The following is a 21,927-nucleotide window of genomic DNA, read 5'->3' as shown; positions in this document are numbered from 1 at the left end:
GGCGGTTCATCCTTGCAAGATCGAGGAGACGAGCAACTGGGTGTACGCGGCATGCGGGTCGTCCAGCACACGATCCGTGAGACCGGATTCGATGACCCTGCCGTCCTTCATCACGAGGGTCCGGTGCGAGATCAACCGGGCGACCGCCAGGTCATGGGTGACGATCACCACCGACAAACCGAATTCCGAGACCAGCCCGCGGATCAGATCGAGCAACCTGGCCTGTACCGACACGTCGAGACCGCTCGTCGGCTCGTCCATGAACACCAGGCGCGGCGAGATCACCAGGTTACGTGCGATCTGCAACCGTTGCCGCATACCGCCGGAGAACGTCGTCGGATGATCGTCGATACGGTCGACCGGGATCTCGACGCGCTGCAACCAGTGCGCCGCGACCTCCCGTATGCGTCCGTAGTGACGCCATCCGTCGGCCATCAGCGGCTCGCCGACGTTCCCACCGGCGCTGACATGCATCCGCAGCCCGTCGGCCGGGTCCTGGTGCACGAAACCCCACTCGCTGCGCCACAGACGCCGGACCGCGCTCTCTCCGAGGTGTCCGAGGTCGACCGACTCACCGTCGGTCCTGCCGTATCGGATGGAACCCTCGGACAGGTCCAACCGCTGCGCGAGTGTCCCCAGCAGAGTCGACTTCCCGGATCCGGACTCCCCGACCACGGCGATCACCTCACCCGGCCACAGATCGAAATCAACACCGCGACAACCGAAACGGTCACCGTAGCGATGTCCGGCGTCGCGGACCCTGAGCAACGGTTCGACGTGGTTCACCGGGCACCCTCCTCGGGTTCGTCGGATCGGGCTGTGCCCTGCGCGCTGACCGCACGGTCGCAGTGATCGGTGTCAGAGCAGATGAACACGGTGCAGCCCGCATCGTCGGTGACGATCTCGTCGAGATAACTGCCCGTGGATCCGCAGATCGAGCAGGGCTCGTCAAAATACTGCGGCTCGAAGGGGAAGTCCTCGAATCCCAGGCTCTCCACGCTGGTGAACGGTGGCACCGCGTATATGCGCTTCTCGCGGCCGGCGCCGAACAACTGCAGCGCCGGGCTCATGTGCATCTTCGGATTGTCGAAGCTGGGGATCGGTGACGGTGCCATGAGATAGCGCCCGCCGACCATGACCGGATAATCGTAGGTCTTGGCGATGTGGCCGAACCGGGCGATGTCCTCGTAGAGCTTGACGTACATCAGGCCGTACTCCTCGAGTGCATGCAGACGTCGGGTCTCGGTGGACCGTGGCTCGAGCGAGACCAGTGGCTCCGGCAACGGCACCTGGTAGACGATGGTCTGTCCGTCGGACAGTGGGGTCTCCGGGATGCGGTGACGCGTCTGGATGATGGTGGCCGCATCGGTCCGGGTGGTGGTCTCCGCATGGGCCACCGACGCGAAGAACGACCGGATCGAGACGGCGTTGGTGGTGTCGTCGGCACCCTGATCGATGACCTTGAGGACATCGGACTCACCGATGATCGCCGCCGTCACCTGCACCCCGCCGGTACCCCAACCGCGCGGCATGGGCACCTCACGACTCGCGAACGGCACCTGAAAGCCAGGAATGGCAACGGCTTTGAGAAGCGCCCGGCGGATCATCCGCTTCGTCTGCTCATCGAGGTACCCGATGTTGTACTCGATCCCGTTCACACTCACGCCGGAACCTCCCCATCGGGGTCGTCACGATCCACCGCTTGCCGCCGTTCGGCGAATTCACGGTTGAGCCGCCGAACCAACACCAGCTCGGCCTGGAAGTCCACATAGTGCGGCAGTTTGAGATGTTCGATGAACCCTGTCGCCTGCACGTTGTCGCTGTGACCGACGACGAATTCCTCGTCCTGTACCGGGGACACGACCCTTTCGTCGAACTCCGCGGATCGCAGCGCGCGGTCCACCACCGACATCGACATCGCCTTGCGTTCGCTACGCCCGAAAGCCAGACCGTATCCGCGGGTGAACTGCGCCGGGGCGGTGGAGCTCCCGGTGAACTGGTTCACCATCTGGCACTCGGTGACCTCGATCCGGCCCAGCGGTACGGTGAATCCGAGTTCGGGTGCGTCGAGCTCCACCTCCACCTCACCCACCCGGATCTCACCCGCGAAGGGGTGGGTGGACCCGAAGCCTCGCTGGCTCGAATACGCCAGTCCGAGCAGGAATCCCTCGTCACCCCGGGCGAGAGCCTGCAACCGCTGCGCGCGGTCCATCGGGAACTCCGCCGGTTCACGGGTGAGGTCTCCGGGTTCGGCGGCGTCCTGCCCGGGTCGGGCATCCGGCTCGATCAACGCGGAGGCACCGAGCAGGTCCGCGACCCGGGGCATGGCGGTCGATTCGTCGGACGACGCCGTGCGCGGATCGGGGCCGTCGGTGCCGGCGTCGAAGAACAACCGGTGGGTGTAGTCGAAGGTGGCCCCGAGCTGCTGTCCACCCGGCAGGTCCTTGAACGTGGCCGAGATCCGGCGCTGCGGCGGCAGATCCGCGGTGTCGACCGGTTCGGTGTATCCGAAGCGCGGCAGCGTCGTGCGGTAGGACCGCATCAGTGTCACCGCCTCGAGGACGTCACCCTGCGCCTGTAGTAGCGCTCGCGCGGCGAGCACCGGGTCGTAGAGGGAACCTTCGGTCATCACCCGCGACACCAGCACACCCATCTGGCCGAACACCTGATCCGCGGTGATGGCGGCCGCATCGGTGTCTCCCCGTCCCTGCTTGGCGAGCAGCGCGTGGGCGTTGGCGATCGCCCTCTCCCCGCCTTTCACGGCGACGTACATGTCAGTACCCCTCGGCGTCGATGGCGGTCAGCGTGGTGGTGCGCGGTAGCCCGAGCACACCGCCGTCGTCGACCACCACGATGTCGACCCCGCGGGGGAACAGGTGGGTGTTCGCCCGCCACCGGCCGACCAAGGTGTCATCGGCCCAGGGGGCGTCCATCTCGACGGCGCCGTCGATGCCGGGTCCGGTCGCTCGGAGACGCACCGCGCCCGTGCACCCGCGCACATCGAGCACGACCGTGGCCGATGTGTGCGGGGCCTCCTCGGTTCCCTGTGCGAGCGCATCGAGGTCGGGGATCCCGGCGGGGGTGGTCAGGACGAACGCCCCCTCGTCCGGATCATCGCGTCGGCGCGCGCCCGTGTGGAAAGCCAACCAGGCCGCGACCGCGGGTTCGCCGGCCAGCGGGCCGCCCAACCACACCCGGGTCTCCTCGTCGAGCAGGGTCAGGGCGACTGCACCCATCGTGTCCCCCAACGGTTCCGGGGCAAGGGTGTGTGCTGATACCGGATACGGGCGCGCGGGATGGGCCATCGCGTCGAGCACCGCCCGGAACACCTGCTGAGCGTCCCGGGTGGGATCGGCGAAACCGGGCGCCGTGTGTGCGTCGGCACCACCGCGGGTGATCATTCGTGCTCCCTGGCGACGGTGAAGAAGTCGACGAGAGTGCTGCGGGCCTCCGCTTGTCTGCTCTCGTCGTGCTGCCGCTGTCGACGCTCCAGCGGCGTCACCACCTCGTCGAGAACTCGTTCACGCACAACGGGGTCGGCGAGCATCCCGTCGAAGATCGCCGCGAGCTCAGCGTGGTCGAGATCGGTTCCGAGGACGTAGGAGCTGCCGATCACGTCGGATCCGACCGGTGCCCCGTGCAGCCGGACCGTGGCCCGGGTGACCGTGGCCTCACCGAGGTTGAAACGCACCCCACCGGCATCTGCCCGGCCGCGGACCATGACCAGACCGGCTTCGGGTCCACGGATGTGACGCACCTCGGGTTTGGGTTCCCATCGCTCCCAGGCACCGATCAGTTCGGCGGATCCTGCCTCCGCGAGGGTGCGCATCCACTGTTGCCGCGCCGCGACGTCGGGTGGGACCACGGGATCGGTGGGCGTCGAGGCGGTCACCATGTCCTCCAGAAGTTGTACAGTTATTTAGACAACTCGACGCTAGCAGAGTTGCCCATCCCCCACGAGGACCAATCCGTGACCAACAGTTCGACACCAGGTGAACGATGTGACGCGGCCGGAGAGACGTTCACCCCCGGTAGGGTTCTGCGTCATGGGCAACCAGAACAGGTCGCCGAGCGGGCATTCGGCCTGGCGCCTCATCGCCGACGAGTTGCGTGGTGAGATCGTCGGCGGATCGATTCCGGCCGGCTCGAAGCTGCCGTCGGAGGCCGCGCTGGCGGAGCGGTTCGATGTCCACCGCCACACCGTCCGACACGCGGTGGCCGCGCTGGCCGCAGACGAACTGGTGGTGCCACGCCGCGGCAGCGGCACCTTCGTCGCCGAACACACCGTGCTGGTCCACCGGATCGGTGTCCGGACACGGTTCACCGAGAGTCTGGGGCCGCGAGGGGGCTCGGCGTCGGGTCACCTCCTCGAATCGGCGCAGGAGTCCGCACCGCCCGCCGAGGTGGTCGACCGGTTACGCCTCGGCGACCGTCCGGCGCTCCGACTCGATTACGTGCGTCGCGTCGACGGACTGCCGCTCGCGCGTGCGACCGCCTGGTTCGATGCCGAACGGGTACCGCGCCTGGTCGACCACTTCGGTCCCGAGGGGTCGATCACCGCCGCGTTGCGAGCCATCGGGATCGACGACTACGTACGGACCTCCACCACCGTCGCCGGCCGAGCGGCCACCGCCGCGGAGGCGCGGGATCTCGACCTGCCGACCGGTTCGATCGTGCTCGTGGTCCGGGCGCTGAACACGCTGCCCTCTGGGAGTCCGCTGCTGTACAACGTGACTCGTTTCGCCGCCGCACGGGTCGAACTCGACGTCGAACACACGGCCTCCCTCGGTTGAGTGTTCGTGTCGTCCGGGTGGACGACACCGGACTCGATGACGGTTCGCCTGCATAACAGCATTCTCACAGTCGGGTCACAGCAACGGCTTCTGGTTAACGACGGCGTTCGGTGTCTCGACGGGATGGGTGACGCGACTGGGCACACCGCCTCGCCACCACCCGAATGGATGACCATGAAATTCAGCAAGCACGCCGCGTGGATCGTATTGGTGACCGGGTTGATGGCCGGTTGCGCGAATCAGACCGGATCCTCTCCGTCCGACACCTCCACGGTGACCCGACCGGCGACCACGTCGACCGGGAGCGCGGGATCGGGAAGCGGCGTCACCGGTCAACCCGTCGACGACGCGGGATCGAGCGGGGGATCGGCGGCTGCGTCGGGTGGGGGTCGCTGTGTGGATCCGCAGTCCTCGGTCGTGCAGAACGCGCTCGCGTCACTTCCCTCCTTCCAGGGCCACGGATTCGTCGCGGGCGACTCCCTGGACAGCCGGATCGGGTCGTGCCCGCAGCTGACATGGGTCGTAGCCGACCTCGCGGGTGGAACCGGTAGCTCACCTCAGCGGGTGCTGTTCTTCGGCGCCAACGGCTACCTGGGCCCCGCCACCGACCGCGACACCGCGTTCACCTCGGTTGTCGACACCGGCGCCAACGGCGTGGCGGTGCAGTACAAGTGGCTCGACAACGGTGACGTCACCGCCAATCCGACCGGCGGGCCCGTCGTGGTCCGCTACAGCCTGAAGAACGGCACCGTGGTCGCCGACCGCGACGTTCCTGCCGAGGTCTTCGGCGGCGGTGGGGCCACTGGTGGCACCACCGACCCCACCACACCCGCCGACACCACCACGACGGTGACCGACCCCGCACCGTGCGGCACCGGTGACAACGCCACGCTGCAAGCCGTCTACGAGGCGCACTTCGGTGATGCGATCGCGCCGCCCTTCACCTTCCGGGTGCGCGACTGTGACGGTGACTGGGCCATCGCCTCGGTGACCGCCGACAGCGATGCCTATCAGGGGGAGCGGGCGCTGTTCCGGTACAGCGGTGAAGCGTGGCAAGCCGTCACCCGCGGGACCGGCTTCCGGTGCCGCGCGCTGGGTGTACCGGACAGCACCGCCGACCGCCTCGAGTGCTGACCGTCGGTCGGGTCGCTCCTGTCGACCATCAATCGACATCTCGCGAAACGTCCACTCGACCGGCCCGTCGATACAACACTTGATGCGACGCGACGGGCGACACGGTGGTCGTCCGCGAACGGAGGGTTCCATGGCCGGTATCGAGAGCGAGGCTGCTCCTGGTTCACCCCGAGCACTCCGCGATCTCAATCGCCGCCGCGTGTTGGAGGGTCTTCGCGAATACGGTGACCTGACCCAGGCGCAACTGTCGCGACGCACCGGGCTCGCTCCGGCCACGGTGTCGAACATCGTTCAGCAGCTGAAGACCACCGGCGACGTGGTCGTCTCGCACGGTGCCGGTCGACGCCGCACGGTCCGGCTGGCGCCGGGGGCGGGTTTCGTTCTCGGTGTCGACCTCGGTCACCGCCATGTGGCGGTCGTGCTGGCCGATCTCGACCATGACCTCTTCGTCGAGGAACGTGTCGCGCTGGACCCGGAGGTCTCGGCCGCCGACGGTATGGCCGAGACCGCTCGACTGACGGAGAAGGTGCTGCGTGCCGCGGGGGTGGACAGATCGGAGATCATCTCCGCCGCGATGGGGTTGCCTGCACCGATCGACCGGACCACCCGCAAGGTGGGCTCACCGACCATCCTGCCCGGCTGGGTCGGCCTCGACGCCGAGGAGGTGGCGTCCTCGACACTCGATCTGCCGGTGCGAGTGCACGTCGACAACGACGCCAATCTCGGGGCGCTGGCCGAGTGGTGGTGGGGAGCCGGTGCGGGGTACTCCGACGTCGTCTACCTCAAACTGTCGGATGGCGTCGGCGCCGGACTGATCATCAACTCCACCTTGTACTCCGGCGTCTCGGGTACCGCGGGCGAGATCGGGCACATGACCATCGACGAGTACGGCGACGTGTGCCGTTGCGGAAACCGTGGTTGCCTCGAGACTTTCGTGTCCGCAAGTAAGGTGTCCTCGCTGTTGGCCCCGATCGTCGGCAACGACCTGCCGATCGCCGAGATCGTGCGACTGGCCGACGACGGTGATCGCGCCTGCGCCCGCGTTCTCGCCGATGTGGGTAAACAGGTGGGACGCAGCCTCGCCGACCTGTGCAGCCTGCTCAATCCCCAGCTCATCCTCATCGGGGGTGAACTCGCGCAGGCCACCGCTCAGATGACGACTCAGATGCAGGCGGTGATCGCGCGCTGCGGTGTTCCCGCGGCGGGTGAGGCGGTGCAGATCCGGCCGGCGGGGCTCGGGCCGCGCACGCAGCTCATGGGCACCGTGGCGATGGCCATGAGGGAAGCTCCCCGAGTGTTCAACTCCTGAATGTTGTTTCCGCCTTGTCGTTGATTTCTTGTGTCGCTTCGGCGTCCCGATCATAATGTGATCCACATCACAGTGGCGGCAATGGGCGGCCCTGGACTCATCGAAGGGCGCAACACATGAGTGAGGGTGGAGGATTCATCGACGAACCGGCCGTCTTCGGCGACAACGAGGAGGTCTCCGGAAACCGCGTCGTGCGGATCGCATCGGTGGCCGCGCTGGGTGGCCTGCTATTCGGCTACGACAGCGCGGTCATCAACGGCGCGGTGTCCTCCATCCAGGACGACTTCCACGTCGCCGACAGCACACTCGGATTCGCGGTCGCGTCGGCGTTGCTCGGCGCCGCGGCGGGCGCGTTCAGCGCCGGCCGGCTCGCCGACCGCATCGGTCGCCTGAAGGTGATGAAGATCGGTGCGGTCCTGTTCTTCATCAGCGCCATCGGTACCGCCTTCGCCCCGGAGATCTGGACGCTGGTGCTGTTCCGCGTCGTGGGCGGCATCGGCGTCGGTGTGGCCTCGGTGATCGCCCCCGCCTACATCGCCGAGACATCGCCGCCCCGGGTGCGTGGTCGTCTCGGATCGCTGCAGCAACTCGCCATCGTGCTCGGTATCTTCCTCTCGCTACTGGTCGACTACCTGCTGGCCCACATCGCCGGTGGTGCGAACGAGAAACTCGCCCTGGGACTCGACGCCTGGCGGTGGATGTTCCTCGCCATGGCCATCCCCGCTGTCGTCTACGGGCTGCTGGCGTCGACCATCCCGGAATCACCCCGGTACCTGGTTGCCACACAACGCCTGCCCGAGGCCCGACGAGTGCTGACGCTGTTGTTCGGCGAGAAGAACCTCGAACTGACCATCACCCGAATCCAGGACAGCCTCGCCGGCGACACCAAACCATCGTGGAAGGATCTCGCCCGGCCCGGCGGGGGTGGCATCTACCCGATCGTCTGGGTCGGCCTGTTGCTCTCGGTGTTCCAGCAGGCGGTCGGCATCAACGTGATCTTCTACTACTCGAACATCCTCTGGGAAGCCGTCGGCTTCAAGGAGAACCAGGCGTTCCAGACCAGTGTGTTCACCTCCTTGGTCAACATCGTGGCCACCTTCGTGGCGATCGCCCTGGTCGACAAGATCGGTCGCAAGCCACTGCTGCTCATCGGTTCGGCGGGTATGGCGGTCACCCTGGGGGTGATGGCGATCTGCTTCGGCACCGCGGCCCAGCAGCCGAACGCCGATGGCGTGATGGAGCCTCATCTGACCGGGGCGGCGGGGCCGATCGCGCTCATCGCCGCCAACCTGTTCGTGGTGTTCTTCGCCCTCAGTTGGGGTCCCGTGGTCTGGGTGCTGCTCGGTGAGATCTTCCCGAACCGTATCCGCGGAGCCGCCTTGTCCCTCGCCGCGGCCGGTCAGTGGGCGGCCAACTGGGCCATCACGGTCAGCTTCCCGAGCCTGAAGTCCTTCTCGTTGGGATTCGCCTACGGCATGTACGCCCTGTTCGCCGTGTTGTCGCTGCTGTTCGTGGCCCGGTTCGTTCGCGAGACCAAGGGCATGTCGCTGGAGGACATGGACGCCGCAGCCGGTATCGAACCCCGTCCGCACACCACGGCGTGAGCGCCGAGAGACGTTGAGAACCAGAGGCATCTGACATGACCATCAGCAACACGGCGCGCAAGATCGCCGTTCTCGGCCCGATCCCCCGTGATCACGTGATCACCCACCGCGGCGAGGTGTTCGACAAGTACGGGTGCGTGCTCTACACGGTGGCCGCATTGGCGTCCCTGCTCGGACCCGGAGACAGCGTGCGCCCGATCGTCCACGTCCGCCAGGCCGACCTGGATCCCATCCGCGAACACCTGGCGTCGTTCCCCAACGTCGACCTCACCGGGATCCGTGCCGACAGCGACCGCGGTGACGTCGTCGAACTCACCTTCCGGGATCAGAACTTTCGCGATGAGCGACAGACCGGGTTCATGCACCCGATCTCTCCCGACGATGTGGAGTTCGCGCTCGACTCCGACGCCTTCGTCTGCGTACCCATCACCGATTACGAGGTGGCTCAACCGACGTTGGCCTACATCCGCCAGAACAGCGACGGTGTCATCCTGCTGGACTGTCACGGCCCGACCGTCGCCCTGACGGCCGCGGGTCATCGGGTGAGTCGCCTCTGGATCGACCGCGACGCCTGGCTGCCCACCATCGACATCATGAAGATGAACCTCGAGGAAGCCGGCTGTGCGTGGTTCCCGCCGCCGGGCGGTGATCCGAACGATCTCGGTGCACCGCTGCCCACGGCACAACTCGGTGAGTTCGCCATGCATTGTCTGACGCGCGGCGTCACCGCGGTCTGCATCACCCTCGACGAGGAGGGGTGCGCGTTGTACTTCCTCGACGAGGACGGCAGCCTGCGCGAGGAGATCGTTCCGCGGATCCCGGTCGACGACGTCATCGACACCACCGGCTGCGGCGACTCCTTTGCCGCCGGAATGGCGTTCGGGTATCTACAGTCACGAGATCTGGTCACGGCCGCGCGGTACGGCAACGCGATGGGTGCGCAACGCTGTGCGGGCAAAGAGCTCGCGGTCTACCTTTCGCTACCCGAGACCGACTCGCAGATCCAGCGTGCCTACGGTCTCGACCACGTGAGTGCGTCGTGACCGGGGTCCTGGCCGATCGATCCACCTGGACCGTCAGCGAGAACGAGTGGGATCCACGGCAGGCGAACTACTTCGAGACGGTGTTCACCGTCGGTAACGGTCGTCTGGGCACCAGGGGATCGATGGAGGAACGTCACATCGGCGCGCTCCCCGGCACATTCCTGGCCGGGGTCTACGACGCCTACGACGCGCCGGTGACCGACCTGGTCAATGCCCCGGACTGGTTGACCACCGAGGTGTCCGTCGGCGGCCATCGACTCGACCACGACTCCCTGCGGACCGTCGAGCACCATCGTTCGCTCGATCTGCGTACCGGGGTGTTGCATCGCGACACCGTGTTCGTCCTGCCCACAGGCCACCGGGTGCGCCTGCAGACCCTGCGGTTCGCGAGCATGACCGATCGCGACCTCTGTGGACTCCGGATCGTCGTCACCCTCCTCGACCACGATGGCTCCGTCACGATCGGTACCGGTGTCGACGCCCACTGCCGCAACCTGGAGGGGCTGCCCGTCTATCCCGACGGCACCGTCTTCGATCACCGGCGCAAGTGGGACAAGTGGGCTCGATCGACCCATCTGCGGGCCACCGATCACGGCTTCGTCGGTGACATCGGGTACATCGAGTGCCACACCATCGACTCGGCCGTCGACATCGCCTACGCGCAACGCATCGACGAGGACACCCCACCGAGCCGACGTCGGTTGCACCAGCACCACGAGTACATCGGTTGCGAGGTCGACTTCGATCACGTCCCGGCCGAATGCTCGATCACCGTCGACAAGATTATCGGGGTCGCCACCAGTCGGGATCCGCATGCCGACGGTCGACCGCGCAATCGGGCCGTCACGACGGTCGAACGGGTCGAGTCGTTCACCGCCGCACTGACAGCCTCGGAGGCGGCCTGGTCCGAGCTGTGGGAGGCCTCCGACTGTGAGGTCGTCGGTGACGATCGGGCCGCACTGGCACTACGTTTCGCCATCTACCACCTGCTGATCGCGGCGAACCCCGACGACGCGACCGTCAACATCGGGGCGAAGTCGTTGTCGGGAGAGGGATACCGGGGGCACGTCTTCTGGGACACCGAGATCATGATGTTGCCCTTCTTCCTGTTGACCCAACCACGGACCGCGCGTGCGCTCCTCGGCTACCGGTTCCACACGCTGCCGGGCGCTCGGGCGGTGTCTGCGGAGAACGGCACCACCGGCGCCCGATACCCGTGGGAGTCGGCGGACACCGGACTCGAGGAATGCCCGCAGTTCACCCCGGACGGAAAGAACCGCTTCTACACCCGAGACGAAGAACTCCACGTGACGGCCGACGTGGCCTACGCGATCGTGCGCTACGCGGAGGTCACGGGTGAGACCGGCTACCTCTACGGCGAAGGGGCACAGGTCCTGTTCGAGACCGCGCGGTTCTGGGTGGACCGTTGCACTCCAGGCGGCGATCACGTCAGTCTGCTGACGGTGATGGGCCCGGACGAATTCCATTCTCACGTCGACAACAACGCCTTCACCAACCGCATGGTCCGGTGGCATCTGGAACAAGCGGTGAAGACGTACAAGGAGATCGTGACCCTGGACCCCGCCCGTCAGGTGGAGCTGGCCGACACGATCGGCGTCACCGCCGACGAGGTCCGGCGTTGGGAACGGACAGCGCAGGTGCTGGTGGCGCCGGTCGATCCGGATGCGGGCGTGATCGAACAGTTCGACGGCTACTTCGATCTCCAGGTGGTCCCGATCACCGAGTTCGACCACAACGACATGCCGCGGTATCCGGTCGGCCGTGACCACTTCACCTGTGAGGACACGTCGTTGCTCAAGCAACCGGACGTGGTCATGTTGATGTTCATGATGCCCGATCTGTACTCACTGCCGACCCGACGAGCGAATTACGAGTTCTACGAGCCACGAACGGTACACAAGTCATCGTTGAGCCCGTCGATTCACGCCATCGTCGGTCTGCAGGTGGGTGACCCGGAGAAGGCGGAACGTTACTTTGCTCGCTCGGCGTACGTCGACCTCGACAACAACCAGGGCAACACCGAGGAAGGAATGCACATCGCCTCGGCCGGCGGTACCTGGCAGATCGCCACCCACGGGTTCGGCGGTCTGCTCGCGACGGGCGGTCAGCTCCGGTTCGCGCCGGCTCTGCCCTCCAGTTGGGATCGGCTGCGCTTCACCGTGCAGTGGCGCGGACGTCGGGTGCACGCCGATCTCGGACACACCGACGCCGAGTTCCGTCTGGTCGGTGTGGGCCCACCCGAGATCATCCGGGTCTGGGGACAGCCGGTGACCTTGACCGACGGAGACACGGTCGGAGTCACGGCGACACCGTCGGCATCTGGGTGATCGACGCTACTCGCGGGTCACGTTGCGTACGGATCGCGCCTCGTACATGAGGAGATCGGCGACTGCGCGGGCTTCGTCGATACCGTCGAGGTCGCGGGCTTCGGCACGGCCGACGGTGGCCGAGAGTTCCACGCGACCGCCCCCGATCTCCATGGCGGCGGTACACACGTCCGAGTCGACCCACTCCGGGGATGCGACATCGGTCGGCAGGACCACCACGAACTCATCGCCGCCGAATCGGCTCGCCGCACCACCCAGTGGCACCGCGGCGGCGGTGAGCAGGCTCGCGTACGCACAGATGGCGGCATCGCCGGCCGCGTGACCGTATCGGTCGTTGAGAGACTTGAGCCCATCGATGTCGATGACCACCACCGCCACGGGAAACTGCATGGCGCCGGACCGTACGAAATTGCTCAAGCCACGCCTGTTGAGCAGACCGGTCAGTTCGTCGTGTTCCGACAACCACCGCTCCCGCTCTCCGGTGAGCGCCTCGGGCGTATCCGCGGACTCTGTCACCATGGTCAACGTCAGCAGCCGTCCCTCCACCGACACCTGCCGTTTGACCACCCAGGCGAACACCGGTCGACCCGTCCGATGTACCAGTGTCCGACGTACGTGCAGGGTGCGTACCTCGCCGTCGACGAGCATGCGGGCGTCTCGGTTGCGGGATGCCATCGATGCGAGATGGACGATCTCGTGTACGGGCTTGCCCACCACCGCGGTCGTGCTCTCGTAGCCGAGGAGACGCGCGAAGTCGTCGTTGACGTACTCTGCGACGGCGCGGGGGCCATGCAGCACCGCGGCGACATCCATCGCCGACATCACGGCCAGAACATGGCCGTACGACAACTCCTCGACGCGCTGAGGCCCGCGTGGCGCAGCAGCATTCGATTCGCTAACCGACATCGCGAATACGCTAGCACTGCTCAAGCGTGCAGGTCGTCGATGCCTCGACCCGTCGATCGTTGCCATACGGCGGCGGTCGACGTGGATTCGACCACGTTGACAGTGTTCACATACCCCGTTAGCGTCGTCGGTACACAGCCCCGGGAACGACGATCACCGCCGGCAGCGGGTGACCAGAAGCGAGGACCGCATGAGCGTGCAGAACCGTGTGACGGACAGTTCCATGAAGTTGATGAACGCCGCGCACGCGGTGGTTCTGCGAGTGAGCGGTCGTCGACTGCTGACGAAGCCATACGGAATGCCGGTGGTCGAGCTGCACACGGTGGGCCGCAAATCCGGGAAGCCACGGTCGTGCTACCTCACCTCGCCCGTCCACGACGACCACCGCGTCGTGCTGGTCGCGTCGAAGGGCGGTGACGACCGGCACCCGGACTGGTATCACAACCTGGTGGCACGGCCCGATGCCGAACTGGTGATGGACGGCACGCGTCGATCGGTGCGCGCTCGGGTGGCGGACCCCGCAGAGAAGGCCGACCTGTGGCCGCGCATCGTGCAGGCGTACAAGGGGTATGCCAACTATCAGAAGCGCACCACTCGCGACATCCCGGTGGTCATCTGCGAGTACGTCTGACGGTCACCATCGCCGGAGGGCGGCGAGCCGGCGGTGGATCCCCGAGTCCGTCATGCGAGGTCCGCGGCCCCTTCTCCGATCAACACCTCACGCGGCCGGGACACGGTGTGCGGGAGCCAGATCGCCTGGACAGGTGAACTGGGGGCGTCGTCGATGGGCATGATGGTGACGCGACCGCCCAGTGCAGTCCCCGGAGCCTGCGTGACGAAGGCGAAACAGTCCGAGCCGACCACCGCCGTGGCCGGCGTCGTACCCTGCGTCCGACTCACGCGCACCGTCGGTTCGAATCCCGCTCGGCGGCACACCGACGTCAGGTGATCAGTGTAGAAGGACGCCCCGGGCGGCGCCCAGACCATCAGCGGGAACCGTGCGAGATCGGACATGGGCACCGATCCGTGGCCCGCCAACGGGTGATCGGACACGACGGCCGCATTCAAGGTGTCGTGCGAGATCACCGTCCCGGCGAGCTGCGTCGGCGGGACCACTCCCCTGCGCAACCCGAGGTCGAGACGCGCGTCGAGCAGGCTCAGGGTCAGATCGGAGGGGAACGTCTCATGGACCTCGATCGGCGTGTCGCTCATCGCCTCCCGGATGGGTTCCAACAGCAGGAAGACCTCGTCGGAGGTGATCGCAGGCGTATGTCCCACGCGGTAGGTACGGGGCGCGTTCCGGCTCGCGCCGACGGTCGTCTCGACCAGTCTCCGTGCCGCTGACAACAGCGTCGTCGAGCCCTCGCGGAGCTCGCGTCCTGCCCGTGTCAACTCCAGACGGCGCCCCGAACGGTGGAACAGATCCACCCCCAGTTCTCTCTCGAGCTGTCGAATGGAGCTGCTCACCGCCTGCTGGGTGAGCAGCAGTTCACTGGCGGCCTGGGTCATCCCACCTGCGTCGGCCACGGCCACGAAGTGCGCCAGACGCGTCAGATTGAGCGGTGCGGTCACTCCTCCACCCTGAACCCTCCGCACCAGCTTCACAAGCGATGCTTGTCATTCGACAGCAAAGTCTTGCTTTCACTTTGTCATCGGCATGCATACCGTCGGTCACGGAAGTTCACGCGAGAAGGAGACGAACACATGTCGCTACAGGGTAAGAACGTCATCATTGCGGGAGGGGCCAAGAATCTCGGTGCGCTCATCAGCCGCACACTCGCCGATCAGGGTGCCAACATCGCCGTGCATTACAACAGCGACGCCACCGCCGATGCCGCCGCGGAGACCGTGGCCGCCGTGCGCGAGCGGGGCGTGAACGCGCTGAGCATCCAGGGCGATCTCACGAGGGCGCAGACGGTGACCGAGGTCTTCGACGCCGCGACCGACGGTCTCGGCGGACTCGACATCGCGGTGAACACGGCCGGCAAGGTACTGCGCAAACCGATCGTCGAGACCACCGAGGACGAGTACGACTCGATGTTGGCCATCAACGCCAAGGCCGCCTACTTCTTCATCAAAGAAGCGGGGCTCCACCTCGGCGACGGCGGGAAGATCATCACCATCGTGACCGCATTGCTGGCCGCGTTCACCGACGGGTACTCCACCTACGCGGGCGGCAAATCCCCCGTGGAGCACTTCACCAGGGCCGCGGCGAAGGAGTTCGCCGATCGCGGGATCTCCGTGAACAACATCGCACCCGGTCCCATGGACACCCCGTTCTTCTACGGACAGGAAACCGACGAACGAGTCGCCTTCCACAAGAGTCAGGCCATGGGTGATCAGCTCACCAAGATCGAGGACATCGCCCCCATCGTGGCCTTCCTCGCCGACCCGGGGTGGTGGATCACCGGCCAGACCATCTTCGCGAACGGCGGTTACACCACCCGCTGATTCGGCCGCGATCACCGGGGCACCGGATACTGTCAGAGCCCGGAATCGCACACCGCAGCTACTACTGAAGAGGACTCACGGTGGGATGGCTTCGCACTCGCGACTCGGAATCGTCCGTCACGAACATCGAGTTGTTCTTCGACCTGATCTTCGTGTTCGCCGTGACGCAGGTGTCACATCACCTGCTCGGCGACGAGCACCCCACCTGGGGATCCGCCGGACAGTCGGCGTTGCTGTTGGCCATGCTGTGGACCGCATGGGTGTACACCACCTGGATCACCAACTGGCTCGATCCCGATCGGGACCCGCTGCGGTTCATGCTCATCGGTTCCATGATGTGCAGCCTGGTGGTCGCCGCGGCGATACCGCACGCGTTCGACAAATGGGGTCACGTCGTCGGCATCGCCTACGCGGTGATGCACATCGGCCGCGCCGCGGTCGCGGTGGCGTTGCTGCGAGGCGAGGCGCTGCAGGCCAACTACATCCGGATCCTGACGTGGTGCACCCTGACCGGCTGCCTCGCCGTGATCGGCGGGTTCGCCGACGGGTGGTGGCGGATCGGGTTGTGGACCGCGGCGGTGGTCATCGACTTCCTGGGTGGTGTGGTCGGCTTCTACGTTCCGTTCCTCGGTCGCTCGACCAGTCAGGGTGACTGGGTGACGATCGACGGGCATCACTTCGCCGAACGGTGCCAGGCGTTCGTCCTGATCGCGCTGGGTGAGTCCATCGTCATCACCGGATCATCGTTGGCCACCGACCTCGACGAAGGGCATCTGGACTTCTCGGTGGTGGGTGCCTTCGGCCTGACCTTCGTCGGTGCGGCGGCGTTGTGGTGGCTGTACTTCGATCGTGCAGGCGAACAAGGCTCGCGGGTCGCGGCGACCACCGATGACCCCGGCCGCATCTCGACCGTCGCCTACCACTGGATCCACCCGATCATCGTCGCCGGGATCATCGTCACGGCGGCGGCCGACGAACTCGTGTTCCACGAGCCGACGGCACAGGGAGTGCCCGCCGCGACGTGGACCATCCTCGGCGGCACGGCATTGTTCATCACCGGGCACGCCCTGTACCTGGGCATCGTCCGAGGGAGGATCCCCGTCGGCCATCTGGTGGCCCTGGTGGGTGTCGGCGTCCTTGCCGTCGTGAGCTCCTGGGTCAGCGTGCTCACGCTGGCGGCTCTCGTCGCCGCGGTGGTCGTCGGGCTGTGTCTGTGGGACCGGCGGGTGGTGAACACCTCGGCGACTCCCCACCTCGTCCTCTGATCGGCTGCGGTGCCGTCGGTCACTCAGCCGTGATTGCGGACCGGGAGCGCGCCTGCCCTGATCCAGTTGCCGAACTCGACCGCGAGGTGCCACTGGTGCTGACGGACCATCCAGCCCGGCACCGCTCTCGGGAACTCCACGGTGAGCAGCGCCTCCAGCACACCGTCGTGGTCGCGAAACTGGTGTCGCACACCACCGATACACGTGCCGTCGTCGAGGAGAGCCTGGCCGGCCACCTGAACGGGGTAGCCCGGATCGACCGGCACGGTGAGGTCGTCGGTTCGGTTGTAGTCGACGATGAACCGTGAAGCGGTGGGCGCTCCGCCGGTGGTCTCGACGACTTCCTGCCGCCCGTCGACAAGTCCCCGCAGCAGATAGTGGTCGGGGCAGGCCTGCATCATCTCCGCTTCGCGATCCAGAGTGGTCAGCTCGGTGAACCACGCGGCGAACTGCTGGGCCGACCGGTCGGGCGCCTGCAGACGTGCGACCGCATACGTCCTGCGTCCGCGGCTGACCGTCAGCGCCATCCGAGTCATGGCCTCAGAGACCTTCAGGTCGTTGCGGATCAACGCATATGTTCCGGCGTGACCGAGTCGAGCCTTCATGTCCGAGAGAGCGGCTCGCTGGTCATCGAGATCAGCGCCGCGCAATTCGTCCACCGATCGGCCGTCCAGGAGTTCGTCGACGGCCCGCCGACCGAGACGCGTACCGAGCTTGGTGAGCACAGCGCGGACTCGACGACGTTCCCATCCGTCGACCGACGCGCGGGACACCGGTTCGTCATCGATGAACGTGCGGACCTCGGCAACGTCTCCGGGCGTCATCTGTTCTCCTACCCGGCGATGCGCGCGGACAGTTCCACGAGCCGGTTGGAGAATCCCCATTCGTTGTCGTACCAGGCGAACACCTTCACCTGGTTGTCGACCACCTGGGTGAGCGGCGCATCGAAGACCGCGGAGTGCGGGTTGCCCACGATGTCGGAGGACACCAGCGGCGCTTCGGAATAGGCGACGTAGGGCGACAGCGGACCGGACTCCGCCGCGGCCCGGAACGCCGCGTTGACGTCGTCCACCGTCACCGGACGTGACAGGGTCGCGGTGAGGTCGGTGATCGATCCCACGGGCACCGGAACCCGGAGCGAGGCCGCGGTGAGCTTGCCGTCGAGTTCGGGGATGATGCGGCCGATGGTGCCGCCTGCACCGGACGACGTCGGGATGGTGGACAACGCTGCCGCCCGCGCTCGCCGCAGATCCTTGTGGGGTGCATCGTGTAGACGCTGGTCGCTGGTGTAGGCGTGCACGGTTGTCATCAATCCCGACTCGACGCCGAAGGCATCGTGCAGGACCTTCACCATCGGAGCGAGACAATTGGTGGTGCAGGATCCGTTGGACAGCACCGCGGTCTCCCCGTCGATGACGTCATCGTCGTTCACACCCAGAACCACGGCGGGCACCGTGTCATCCGATGGAGCCGAGATGATGACCTTCCGCGCGCCGGCGATGAGATGCCCTCGCGCGCTGTCGGAGTCGGCGAAACGGCCCGTCGACTCGATCACCACGTCCACCTGTGCGTCACCCCACGGAATGGACCTCGGTTCACGTTCGGAGGTGACCCGAATACGTTTCTCGCCACACACGAGCCCACGATCGTCGGCGTGCACGTCATCGAGATGTCCGTAGATCGAGTCCCATTCGAGCAGTGCGGCGAGTGTCTCGGCATCGGCGATGTCGTTCACCGCCACCACCTCCACGTCCGCATCGCCCCGCAGACAGGCGCGCAAAACACTGCGGCCGATTCGACCGAATCCGTTGATGCCGATGCGAACGGTCATGTGGTTGTCTCCTGACTCCGGGAGGATGTGGCGTCGGCGTGGGCCGCGGTCTGTGCGGCGTCGAGCAGAGCGAGCGCGCCGCGGATCGCGGCGTCCATGGGCGCCTGGTCGTTCTCGGCCCGGGCGAGGACGTAGCCGCCCTGGATGACCGCGGCCAGAGTCCTCGCCAGCTCACCCGGAACGGTGGACGATGGCAGTTCGCCCACGGCAACCGCATCGGCGATCGCCTGCTCCCACCGTTGCAGCATCGTGCTGAACGCTCCGGCCACGATCGCACTCAACCCGGGATCGGTGACGACCTGCGGGTCCTGGGTCATTCGCCCGACTCGGCACCCCTGGGTTCCCGGGCGAGGCGATGCCAGGTACGCCTTCATCCGCTCCAGTGGCGACCCCTCCCCCTCCAGGGGCGACGCCTGGGCCAGCATGCCCTCGGCAACCCCCGACAGCGCCTCGACCGCGAGGTCGTGCTTACCGCCGAAGTGGTGGTACATGCTTCCCTGCCCTACACCCGCGCGCGCCATCACGTCGCGCGGACTCGTCGCGGCATACCCCCGCTCCCACAGCAGCTCCGCCATCGCGTCGGTCAGTTGGTCGCGTGAACCCATGCCGACAGTGTAACAACTAGTACGTACAAAGCCCGACGATCGCGGCTCCGTCCCACGACATCCGTCAGGATCCAGCGGCACGCGCGGCGGCCTCGGATGCCTGGGCCATGGACTCCACGACGCGTCCGAAGTCGTCGAGGACGGCAGGGTCGAGATGGTCCACCACCAGTCGGCGGGTGCTGGCCAGGTGTACCGGCCATGCCTCCGCCAGCAGATCGCGACCCCGATCGGTCAACTCGGCAATTCGGCTGCGCCGGTCCAAGTCCGACTGAAGTCGGTTGATCAGGCCGCCTCGGGTCATCGAGTCGACCAGCCGTGACGTCTGAGCTTGGGAGACCGCGACCTTGTCGGCCAGCTCACTGATCCGCAGGCGCTGGTCAGGGGCCTCCGACAGGAACATCAGCACTGTGTACTGCGTCAGGCTCAAGCCGACGCTGTCGTGCAGGTCGGAGCTGAGGGCGCGCGGCAGGGTCACGATCAGCCGGGCGAGAGCCCGCCACACCTGTTCCTGCTGTGCGGTCAACGGCTCGGTCATGTACCCATCCTGGCGCCTGTCGATGAGATGCGGCGGTGCGCCTGCCGGCACCGTCGCCGACCCGACGATAGGCGACGCGAGCGGGGCAATCGTACTCACGGCTGCGGCAGCACGAGCGACTCGACCGTGGCCGCGGCATCAGCATCGGAGTACGCGACACGGAGTCGTTGCGCAGCACGGTGATACGACCCGTCGCGAAGCACATCCCGGACTGCCGTGGCCAGTTGCTCCCGGGTCGGTGTCTGCGTGCCCAGGTCGATCCCCACCGCATGGTGAGCGACGTGCGCCGCGACCATCGCCTTGTCCTCGGTCGCGCCCGCCACGACCACAGGGACACCGCAGGCGAGCGCATGCTGAGTCGCTCCGAAGCCGCCGTTGGTCACCAACACGCTCGCCCGCGGAAGGAGTTCGTCGAACGGAAGGTAGTCCGCCACGCGAGCATTGGCCGGCGGATCGATGCCGAGTGACGCCGGATCGCGTCCGAGTGCCGCGACGACGACGACCTCTTCCTCGGCGAGGGACGCCAACGTGGGCACGACGAGTTCGTTGAGATCCTCGTTTGCGACCGTTCCCTGAGTGACCACCACGACGGGCGTGTCGGTGTCGAGATCGGCCCACCATGACGGCGTGATCGCACCCGTCGGGGTGCGCGGGGGCAGAATCCCCGCGTAGTGCAGCGAGTCGGGCGGCGCTACCCGGGGAAAGTCGAACTCGTGCACTGTGAGAGCGGCGACCGCGTCCGGTAGTGAGTAGAACGCTCCGGGCAGACCTGGAACCTGGTCGGTGGCTCCCAGCTGCCCCACCGCGCGCTGTACGGCGTCCCGGGTCGGCGTGAACATCGCCTCGAACTGCTCGTTGGCCGTGCTGTTCGCCCGGGCCAGTTCGTCGCCGGCGAGACCCGGCACCGGTCCCATGACAGTGGTGGCGGAATCGCCTATCAGCAGAGGATTGGCGGCAACGGCGACCCAGCGTCGAGGACGGTGACCGGATGCACCCAGCGCAACCGGCCAACAGCCCATGAACAGGAGGTTCGACAGCACGACCAGATCCGGATCGTCGTCGAGCATCCGTTGTATCGCCTCGTGCTGCTCGACGATGCCTGCCGCGAAGCCGTGAATGAAGTCCCAGTTCATCTGCACCGGGCCGGGTTTCAGCGCCACTCTGTCGGGCCTCGCGGCCAGCTCACGGACATCGAAGTCGGCCGCGCCGGTCAGGGTGACGACGTGCGCACCGGTGTGCCGCGCAGCATCGGCGAACGCGGTGCCGACCAGAGCGGTCACGTCGTGCCCGCGCGTCACCAGCTCGGCGCCCATCTGCAGCACGGGCGCGGTCTCCCCGTGCACCGGTGGGGCCGCCACCACGACGCGGGTCACCTCCGCGGCCCCGCGCTGGGTGCGATCGGTCGTCTCGTCATAGCCGTGTATGCGACGGGCACAGGCAGCCTCCAGATAGTTACTTGTGTATGTAACTATATCGCAGCCGTCCTTGTCGCGTCCCCCACACGACGTGAGGCGATGCGCGGGTGCTCATGGTGATGCGCCCACGCCCGCAGTGGTCATCGGGAGCGGAGTCGGCGACCTCCGACGGGGAACACGGAGTTGTGCCACGCCAGCGTTGCGGGCATCCCCACGAGTTCGAGCACGGTGGCCGCCTGGAAAACGGGGTGCGGGCGCCCGGTGCTGCGCCACGAGAGCAATCGCGGAACTCCACCCGCCCCCGCCAACGCCAGCACCGATCGCGTCGTCGTCGCCCGTTCAGCAGGTGCCAACAGCGACCACCACAGACCCATGCCCGCGGCGAGCCAGAAGGTGTTCACGAATCGGTATTCGCTGTCGACGCTGGCATTCGCTGTGCTCCCGCCGGGAACGGCCGAGGGTCCGGCCATGATGCCCCTCAGCCCGGACGCAACCGGCAGCGCACCCAGGGCCGCCAGGGTGGCGACCAGTGCGCGTTCGTTCGATGTCAATGCTGTTCCTCACGTTTGTCGTGATCAGTCAGGCTGTGGTCGCGATCGGTCACCACTGAACACCGCGACACGTGGTCTGTGCCGTACCTGCACTTCTCGGCGTCCACCATTCCCATCATCCTGCGGTGAGATCTCCT

At 66.6% G+C, this 21,927-nt stretch carries 22 protein-coding genes; 9 read left to right on the top strand and 13 right to left on the bottom strand.

Going from position 1 to position 21,927, the window contains the following annotated elements:
- Nucleotides 1-6: 6 nt before the first annotated feature.
- The 5 genes from phnK to phnG are packed head-to-tail and all read right to left on the bottom strand — an operon-like array spanning nucleotide 7 to nucleotide 3,895.
- Complete coding sequence (phnK, locus tag BW971_RS10515) at nucleotides 7-786, bottom strand: phosphonate C-P lyase system protein PhnK (protein WP_076479275.1); 780 nt, start codon at nucleotides 784-786, stop codon at nucleotides 7-9.
- Nucleotides 783-1,664: an alpha-D-ribose 1-methylphosphonate 5-phosphate C-P-lyase PhnJ gene (locus tag BW971_RS10510; RefSeq protein WP_076479273.1), complete on the bottom strand. Its 882-nt coding sequence runs from the start codon at nucleotides 1,662-1,664 to the stop codon at nucleotides 783-785. The genes phnK and BW971_RS10510 overlap by 4 nt, the downstream gene beginning before the upstream one ends.
- The gene (locus BW971_RS10505; protein ID WP_076479271.1) at nucleotides 1,661-2,773 is read right to left on the bottom strand and encodes a carbon-phosphorus lyase complex subunit; all 1,113 of its coding nucleotides are present in this window, start codon (nucleotides 2,771-2,773) and stop codon (nucleotides 1,661-1,663) included. Before BW971_RS10505 ends, BW971_RS10510 begins: the two co-directional genes overlap by 4 nt.
- A 1-nt stretch (nucleotide 2,774) precedes the next feature.
- Nucleotides 2,775-3,401 (bottom strand): phosphonate C-P lyase system protein PhnH, encoded by a 627-nt coding sequence (gene phnH, locus BW971_RS10500; protein ID WP_076479269.1) that lies wholly within the window; start codon nucleotides 3,399-3,401, stop codon nucleotides 2,775-2,777.
- Entirely contained in the window at nucleotides 3,398-3,895 is a 498-nt protein-coding gene (gene phnG, locus BW971_RS10495) for a phosphonate C-P lyase system protein PhnG (RefSeq protein WP_076479267.1), read from the bottom strand. Before phnG ends, phnH begins: the two co-directional genes overlap by 4 nt.
- Nucleotides 3,896-4,046: 151 nt before the next feature.
- Between phnG and phnF the strand changes: the two genes are divergently transcribed.
- The 6 genes from phnF to BW971_RS10465 all read left to right on the top strand — a co-directional run bounded on the left by phnF (nucleotide 4,047) and on the right by BW971_RS10465 (nucleotide 12,231).
- Nucleotides 4,047-4,793, top strand: a complete 747-nt coding sequence (phnF, locus tag BW971_RS10490) for a phosphonate metabolism transcriptional regulator PhnF (RefSeq protein WP_076479265.1) — start codon at nucleotides 4,047-4,049, stop codon at nucleotides 4,791-4,793.
- 174 nt (nucleotides 4,794-4,967) lie between these two features.
- Complete coding sequence (locus BW971_RS10485) at nucleotides 4,968-5,927, top strand: LppP/LprE family lipoprotein (protein ID WP_143690299.1); 960 nt, start codon at nucleotides 4,968-4,970, stop codon at nucleotides 5,925-5,927.
- A gap of 130 nt (nucleotides 5,928-6,057) precedes the next feature.
- The gene (locus BW971_RS10480) at nucleotides 6,058-7,236 is read left to right on the top strand and encodes an ROK family transcriptional regulator (RefSeq protein ID WP_076479261.1); all 1,179 of its coding nucleotides are present in this window, start codon (nucleotides 6,058-6,060) and stop codon (nucleotides 7,234-7,236) included.
- A gap of 116 nt (nucleotides 7,237-7,352) precedes the next feature.
- The gene (locus BW971_RS10475; protein ID WP_076479258.1) at nucleotides 7,353-8,840 is read left to right on the top strand and encodes a sugar porter family MFS transporter; all 1,488 of its coding nucleotides are present in this window, start codon (nucleotides 7,353-7,355) and stop codon (nucleotides 8,838-8,840) included.
- Nucleotides 8,841-8,875: 35 nt separating this feature from the next.
- Nucleotides 8,876-9,883, top strand: coding sequence for a carbohydrate kinase family protein (locus tag BW971_RS10470; protein WP_076479256.1), 1,008 nt, complete (start codon nucleotides 8,876-8,878; stop codon nucleotides 9,881-9,883).
- The gene (locus BW971_RS10465; RefSeq protein ID WP_076479254.1) at nucleotides 9,880-12,231 is read left to right on the top strand and encodes a glycoside hydrolase family 65 protein; all 2,352 of its coding nucleotides are present in this window, start codon (nucleotides 9,880-9,882) and stop codon (nucleotides 12,229-12,231) included. The genes BW971_RS10470 and BW971_RS10465 overlap by 4 nt, the downstream gene beginning before the upstream one ends.
- Before the next feature lie 6 nt (nucleotides 12,232-12,237).
- Here BW971_RS10465 and BW971_RS10460 read toward each other — a convergent pair whose 3' ends face one another.
- Nucleotides 12,238-13,137, bottom strand: a complete 900-nt coding sequence (locus BW971_RS10460) for a GGDEF domain-containing protein (RefSeq protein WP_159441850.1) — start codon at nucleotides 13,135-13,137, stop codon at nucleotides 12,238-12,240.
- Nucleotides 13,138-13,327: 190 nt separating this feature from the next.
- Here BW971_RS10460 and BW971_RS10455 point away from each other — a divergent pair, with 190 nt between their 5' ends.
- Nucleotides 13,328-13,768, top strand: coding sequence for a nitroreductase/quinone reductase family protein (locus BW971_RS10455; RefSeq protein WP_076479250.1), 441 nt, complete (start codon nucleotides 13,328-13,330; stop codon nucleotides 13,766-13,768).
- Between the two features lie 50 nt (nucleotides 13,769-13,818).
- Here the strand turns inward: BW971_RS10455 and BW971_RS10450 are convergent, their stop codons facing one another.
- Complete coding sequence (locus tag BW971_RS10450; RefSeq protein ID WP_083709676.1) at nucleotides 13,819-14,709, bottom strand: LysR family transcriptional regulator; 891 nt, start codon at nucleotides 14,707-14,709, stop codon at nucleotides 13,819-13,821.
- A gap of 132 nt (nucleotides 14,710-14,841) precedes the next feature.
- Here BW971_RS10450 and BW971_RS10445 point away from each other — a divergent pair, with 132 nt between their 5' ends.
- Together BW971_RS10445 and BW971_RS10440 are read left to right on the top strand one after the other, a co-directional pair.
- On the top strand, nucleotides 14,842-15,588 hold the full coding sequence (locus BW971_RS10445; protein WP_076479248.1) for an SDR family oxidoreductase: 747 nt from the start codon (nucleotides 14,842-14,844) through the stop codon (nucleotides 15,586-15,588).
- A gap of 80 nt (nucleotides 15,589-15,668) precedes the next feature.
- Nucleotides 15,669-16,853, top strand: coding sequence for a low temperature requirement protein A (locus BW971_RS10440; RefSeq protein ID WP_076479246.1), 1,185 nt, complete (start codon nucleotides 15,669-15,671; stop codon nucleotides 16,851-16,853).
- Nucleotides 16,854-16,876: 23 nt separating this feature from the next.
- On the opposite strand, the gene BW971_RS10435 is transcribed toward BW971_RS10440, so the two are convergent.
- From BW971_RS10435 to BW971_RS10410, 6 genes are all read right to left on the bottom strand, one after another.
- Complete coding sequence (locus BW971_RS10435) at nucleotides 16,877-17,677, bottom strand: hypothetical protein (RefSeq protein ID WP_076479244.1); 801 nt, start codon at nucleotides 17,675-17,677, stop codon at nucleotides 16,877-16,879.
- 8 nt (nucleotides 17,678-17,685) lie between these two features.
- The gene (gene gap / locus BW971_RS10430; protein WP_076479242.1) at nucleotides 17,686-18,684 is read right to left on the bottom strand and encodes a type I glyceraldehyde-3-phosphate dehydrogenase; all 999 of its coding nucleotides are present in this window, start codon (nucleotides 18,682-18,684) and stop codon (nucleotides 17,686-17,688) included.
- Nucleotides 18,681-19,289 (bottom strand): TetR/AcrR family transcriptional regulator, encoded by a 609-nt coding sequence (locus tag BW971_RS10425; protein WP_076479241.1) that lies wholly within the window; start codon nucleotides 19,287-19,289, stop codon nucleotides 18,681-18,683. The genes gap and BW971_RS10425 overlap by 4 nt, the downstream gene beginning before the upstream one ends.
- Nucleotides 19,290-19,353: 64 nt before the next feature.
- Nucleotides 19,354-19,824, bottom strand: coding sequence for a MarR family winged helix-turn-helix transcriptional regulator (locus BW971_RS10420; RefSeq protein ID WP_076479239.1), 471 nt, complete (start codon nucleotides 19,822-19,824; stop codon nucleotides 19,354-19,356).
- 95 nt (nucleotides 19,825-19,919) lie between these two features.
- Nucleotides 19,920-21,197 carry a nucleotide disphospho-sugar-binding domain-containing protein gene (locus tag BW971_RS10415; RefSeq protein WP_076479237.1) on the bottom strand — a complete coding sequence of 426 codons (1,278 nt, stop codon included), beginning with the start codon at nucleotides 21,195-21,197 and terminating at the stop codon, nucleotides 19,920-19,922.
- Nucleotides 21,198-21,379: 182 nt separating this feature from the next.
- Entirely contained in the window at nucleotides 21,380-21,790 is a 411-nt protein-coding gene (locus BW971_RS10410) for a DUF4345 domain-containing protein (protein WP_083709673.1), read from the bottom strand.
- Nucleotides 21,791-21,927 lie beyond the last annotated feature (137 nt).

Source organism: Williamsia sterculiae (assembly GCF_900156495.1).
In the GTDB taxonomy this organism is placed as follows: domain Bacteria; phylum Actinomycetota; class Actinomycetes; order Mycobacteriales; family Mycobacteriaceae; genus Williamsia_B; species Williamsia_B sterculiae.
The sequence above is the reverse complement of the archived record's forward strand: the minus strand, read 5'-3'. Positions and strand labels throughout refer to the sequence as shown.

Coding starts and splice junctions, on each gene's coding strand:
- BW971_RS10505 (WP_076479271.1), bottom strand. CDS start 2,773: ATGTACGTCGCCGTGAAAGGCGGGGAGAGGGCGATCGCCAACGCCCAC.
- phnH (WP_076479269.1), bottom strand. CDS start 3,401: ATGATCACCCGCGGTGGTGCCGACGCACACACGGCGCCCGGTTTCGCC.
- phnG (WP_076479267.1), bottom strand. CDS start 3,895: ATGGTGACCGCCTCGACGCCCACCGATCCCGTGGTCCCACCCGACGTC.
- phnF (WP_076479265.1), top strand. CDS start 4,047: ATGGGCAACCAGAACAGGTCGCCGAGCGGGCATTCGGCCTGGCGCCTC.
- BW971_RS10485 (WP_143690299.1), top strand. CDS start 4,968: ATGAAATTCAGCAAGCACGCCGCGTGGATCGTATTGGTGACCGGGTTG.
- BW971_RS10480 (WP_076479261.1), top strand. CDS start 6,058: ATGGCCGGTATCGAGAGCGAGGCTGCTCCTGGTTCACCCCGAGCACTC.
- BW971_RS10475 (WP_076479258.1), top strand. CDS start 7,353: ATGAGTGAGGGTGGAGGATTCATCGACGAACCGGCCGTCTTCGGCGAC.
- BW971_RS10470 (WP_076479256.1), top strand. CDS start 8,876: ATGACCATCAGCAACACGGCGCGCAAGATCGCCGTTCTCGGCCCGATC.
- BW971_RS10460 (WP_159441850.1), bottom strand. CDS start 13,137: ATGTCGGTTAGCGAATCGAATGCTGCTGCGCCACGCGGGCCTCAGCGC.
- BW971_RS10455 (WP_076479250.1), top strand. CDS start 13,328: ATGAGCGTGCAGAACCGTGTGACGGACAGTTCCATGAAGTTGATGAAC.
- BW971_RS10445 (WP_076479248.1), top strand. CDS start 14,842: ATGTCGCTACAGGGTAAGAACGTCATCATTGCGGGAGGGGCCAAGAAT.
- BW971_RS10435 (WP_076479244.1), bottom strand. CDS start 17,677: ATGACGCCCGGAGACGTTGCCGAGGTCCGCACGTTCATCGATGACGAA.
- gap (WP_076479242.1), bottom strand. CDS start 18,684: ATGACCGTTCGCATCGGCATCAACGGATTCGGTCGAATCGGCCGCAGT.
- BW971_RS10425 (WP_076479241.1), bottom strand. CDS start 19,289: ATGGGTTCACGCGACCAACTGACCGACGCGATGGCGGAGCTGCTGTGG.
- BW971_RS10420 (WP_076479239.1), bottom strand. CDS start 19,824: ATGACCGAGCCGTTGACCGCACAGCAGGAACAGGTGTGGCGGGCTCTC.